The sequence below is a fragment of the Halomonas sp. PR-M31 genome (assembly GCF_001039575.1).
In the GTDB taxonomy this organism is placed as follows: domain Bacteria; phylum Pseudomonadota; class Gammaproteobacteria; order Pseudomonadales; family Halomonadaceae; genus Modicisalibacter.
On sequence record NZ_JIBT01000097.1, the window covers coordinates 1 to 4328 of the forward strand.

Sequence of the window (4328 nt, forward strand, 5' to 3'; positions counted from 1 at the left end):
CGGAGAGCTGGGCGCCGACCAGGCTGCTGTTGTGGATGTACTCGTCGTGCAGGATCAGATCCCGAGGGCCGAGCAGATAGCCCAGGGTAGAGACGTTGGTGGCATGACCGCTGACGAAGACCACGGCGTCTTCCACCTCATAGGTCTCGGCCAGGGCGGTTTCCAGCTCATGATGGATGGGGCGCTCGCCGGAGACGGCGCGGCTGGCGGACACGGAGCTGCCGTAGCGCTCAAGCGCCTCGACGCCGGCCTGATTGACCATTGGGTGCCCGGAGAAGCCCAGGTAGTTGTAGCTGGCGAAGTTGATGCACTCGCGGTTGTCGATCACCGTGGTGGCGCCGGCATTGCCTTCGTGGACCCGAAAGAAAGGGTTGCGCACGCCGAACTGCTCGCCTCCTTCGCGCATCAAGGTGAGCTGCTGATAGCCCGGCTGGCGATCGAAACGGGTGAAGCGCTCATCGATCGCCGCAGCCGTGCGAGAGGCAGAGGTCGCCGGGGACCCTTGCTGTTGATTGTGCTGCTTGCGCTGGCGCGCCTGCTGGATCAGACGCTGTTTGAGCGCGTTGTCTTGCGTGTGGTTCATGCATCGCTCTCGGCGTATTGAGGTGTCGTTTGCGACTCATCGACGCCGTGAAGGGCGATCAGCGAGGCGCGATGAAGCGCCTTGTCGCTGCTTGCCTCATCGGCGCCCGTGTCCGCGTCCTGGCCCTGAAGCTTGCGCATCAGATAGTCGGCAAAGCGGGCAAGGGTCGATGCCTCGCTGAGCACCATGACCGGGATCTGCAGGCCGAGTCGGGCCTCCAGGGCGGTGACCAGCTCCACCCCCATCAGGGAGTCGAAGCCGAGATCATAGATCGAACGCTGAGGGTCGATCTTGTCCTCCTCCGTGAGCAGAATCTTGGCCAGCTCCTTGCGCAGCAGGGTCAGCAGGGCTGCGTGCAGCTCCTCCGGTTCGAGCTCATCGAGCAGCGCTCGAAAATCCACGTCGCCCTTTGTTGCCTGCTGGTCACCGGCGCTGCGGGCGATTTCCGCGTAGCGGGGCGCGTCGGCGGTGGGCAGAAAGCGTGCCAGGGCATGCCAGTCGAGTTCCAGAACACCCAGGAATGGAGCGTCGTTGAGCAGCATCTGCTCGAGCACCGAAAGCGCCTCGGCGGAGTTCAGCGCCTGACCGCCCAGGCGCTCTACCAGGGCATCCCGGGTCTGGGTATTACGGGCCAGGAAGCCGACGTCCTCGATAGCGCCCCAGCCCACGCAGGTGGCGGGTCGCCCCTGGGCGTGACGCGCCCTGGCCAGCGCTTCGAGCCAATGATTGGCGGCGACGTAGCTTGACTGGCCCGGATTGCCGAACAGGGTGGTGGCCGAGGAATAGAGCACGAAGAAGTCCAGGGCATCGTCCCGGGTCAGCGCATCGAGATGGCGCGCGCCGTCGATCTTGGGGGCCAGGGCGCGAATGATGCGTTCTTCATCGAGGTTACGGATCAGGCCATCGTCGATGACGGTGGCGGCATGCACGATGCCCTTGAGCGGCGGCAGGCTGGCACGACAGTCATCGAGCAGTGTGGCGAGATCTTCTCGCCGAGTGACGTCGCAGGCTTTGGCATGTACCTGCACCCGGCGAGCCTCGAGTCGGGCAATGCCCTGCTGTGCCTCCTCGCGTTGGGCGCCGCTGCGCCCGATCAGGATCAGATGGCGCGCGCCCTTGTCCGCCAGCCACTCTGCGGTAGCAAGACCGAAGCCGCTCAGGCCGCCGGTGATCAGATAGCTGGCTTCCGGGTCCAGGGTCAGTCGCCCCGGTGTGGCGTTGACGGTGACGGCGGGAGGTGCGCTGTCATAGGTCACCACCACCTTGCCGATCTGCCGCGCCTGCTGCATGTAGCGGAACGCCTCGATCACCCGATGACTGTCGAAGACGGTATAGGGCAGCGGCGTCAGGGTGCCGTCGGCGAACAGCGCCATCATCTCGGAGAACAGGGTTTCGGTGAGCGCCGGCAGCTCGCGCATCAGCTGGTCCGAATCGACGCCGAAGTAGCTGAGATTGTTGCGAAACGGGCGCAGGCCGATATGGGTATTTTCGTAGAATCCCGCTTGCCCAGTTCGATGAAGCGGCCGAAGGGTTTCAGTACCCGCAGATTCTGATTGATCGCCTCCCCGGCCAGGGAGTTGAGCACCACGTCGACCCCTTGGCCCTCCGGATCGTCATGCAAGATCTCTTCCGCGAAGGTCAGCGAACGGGAGTCATAAAGGCGCTCGACCCCCAGCAGCTCGAGGAAGTCGCGCTTCTCGTCGCTGCCTACCGTGGCGTAGATCTGTGCCCCCAGCCAGCGGCCGATCTGGACCGCTGCCAACCCGACACCGCCGGCGGCACCGTGAATCAGCAGCCGTTCGCCGGGCGCGATACGCGCCAGATACTTGAGGGCGTAGTAGACGGTGAAGAAGGTGGTAGGGATGGTCGCCGCCGCCGCATGGTCGATGCCCGCCGGCAGCGGCGCCAGGGTATGGGTATCCGCGATCAGCCGATCGCTGAAGCTGGCCGGGCCAAAACCGACCACTGCGTCTCCGGCACTGAAGCGCTCGACCTTGGCGCCGACTCGCACCACTTCTCCGGCAAACTCCAGCCCCAGGGTGGCACCGGCAAACCCATGTTCGATGGCCTCGTCCGAGAGCAGCCCGAGGGCGTACATCACGTCCCGGAAGTTGAGCCCGGTGGCCTTGACCCGCACCTCGACCTGATGCTCGCCGAGTTCGCTCAGCGCATGGGCCTGCCAACGCAGGTGGCGCAGCTGGCCTGGCAGCTCGAAACTCAAGGTTGATGCCTGATCCTGGATCACATCGGCATGCCGTTGTTCCAGGGCATCTTGTAGACCCAGACGGGGCGCCCAGCGCTGGCCCTTGTCGTTCAGCACCGCTTCCGTTTCCGCATCCGGTTGGCACAGCTCGTCGAGCAGGGCGCTTAGTACGTCATCCGAAAGCTCACTGGATACGGGCAGATCGATCAGCCGCACCGAGTGTGGGCCGGCCTCGTTGTATAGCGAGCGGGCAAAGCCCCACAGGGCGGCATCTTCTGCCACATCTAATGCCGTCGATTCGCCACCCAGGGTCGCGCTGACGCCTTGGGTGAGCAGCCACAGGCAGGCGGGTGTCGCAGAGGATTCCAGGGCTTGCAGCCACTGGGTGGCCAGTGCGCAGCGCCGGACAGGGCTTGCGCCACTTGTGCAGCCTAGGCCACGCAGATCGATGATCTGGCCGGCCTGAAACATCGCCAATAGCTCATTGATGGAAGCGTTCGAAGCCGTGTGATGGAAAACCGCCTGCCCCCGGGCATCGAGTCCCATCGACAAGGCCTCCCCCAGCCCTTGCTCCGGCGCGTCGCTGATCACTAGCCAGTTGCCCTGCTCAAGGGGCGGCTCAAACGATACCGCCGAGGCCGCAGGTGGCTGGGCATGGAGCAGGCAGGCACCGTTGTCGCCTTCTTCCAGGGGTAGCAGGGTGGGCGCCTCGAACCCCAGGGATTCGAGCAGTTGCCGAGCGTCCGCCGCGCTGCAGGGCGCTGCCAAGGGATCATCCACCGAGGCGCCTAGCAGATGCTGCCAGTTCGTGTCGGCCAGACCCAGTAACAGGATGTGGGCATCCGGGGCCAGATGCGCCGGCAGCCGCTCCAGCAGGGTGCGTGTCTCGGCGAGAGAGCCGTCCAGAATGACCAGCGCCAGCTGGGCCCCCGGGCCGTCGGGTGCGGCGTCTTCAAGGCCCAGCAGCGTCATGCCGGGATGCTGCTCCCGCAGCGTTTCCGCAGCGGCGCGGGCGTGTTGGGTAACGGCGATAAAGCGATAGTGGCTGCGATCCGCCTCGATCGTTGCCAATAAAGGCCCCCCGAAGCGCGGCTGGGCAGCGGAGGCTTCCAGCAGATCGAGTCGTTGGCCGCTTTGCAGCAGGCCGAGAAGCATCGCGATCTGTTCTCCAAGGCCGTCGGTCAGGCTGTGCCAGCCGGGTTCGCCGATGGCTTGCTGAAACAGCTGTGAATTGAGTTGGGAGCTGGGAGTGGTGGCATCGGCATCCTCGTCATCGACGAGTCGAGACGGCAGATGACGACCCAGACGGCCCAATTGATGGATCAGCGCGGCATGGCCGGGGTAGTCCTGAATCAGCAGGTTCCAGATCGTCGCCGCTGGAACGTCGTCGTCTTCATGCAGCTGCCAGCCCCCGGCTCGGGATCGATCAGGCCATTGTCCTGAGCGAGACGCAGCAGCGCCTCACGACGCCGGCGCGTCCTGGGGGCGCCATGTTCGTGAAGGCTGGCGCGATATGCCCGTTTGCGTCCGCCTGGGTAGCCA

4 protein-coding genes are annotated in these 4328 nt (G+C 65.0%); all 4 read right to left on the reverse strand.

Going from position 1 to position 4328, the window contains the following annotated elements:
* Positions 1-583, reverse strand: a 583-nt coding sequence (locus tag CH74_RS17610; RefSeq protein WP_048308843.1) for an aminotransferase class I/II-fold pyridoxal phosphate-dependent enzyme, incomplete at its 3' end; no start/stop codon positions are given.
* Positions 580-2001, reverse strand: a complete 1422-nt coding sequence (locus tag CH74_RS17990; protein WP_053070827.1) for a beta-ketoacyl reductase — start codon at positions 1999-2001, stop codon at positions 580-582. The genes CH74_RS17990 and CH74_RS17610, both read right to left, overlap by 4 nt.
* Positions 2001-4100, reverse strand: a complete 2100-nt coding sequence (locus CH74_RS17995) for a zinc-binding dehydrogenase (protein ID WP_053070828.1) — start codon at positions 4098-4100, stop codon at positions 2001-2003. Before CH74_RS17995 ends, CH74_RS17990 begins: the two co-directional genes overlap by 1 nt.
* A 38-nt stretch (positions 4101-4138) precedes the next feature.
* Positions 4139-4328: hypothetical protein (locus tag CH74_RS19115; RefSeq protein WP_216594802.1), on the reverse strand; the 190-nt coding region annotated here is incomplete at its 5' end.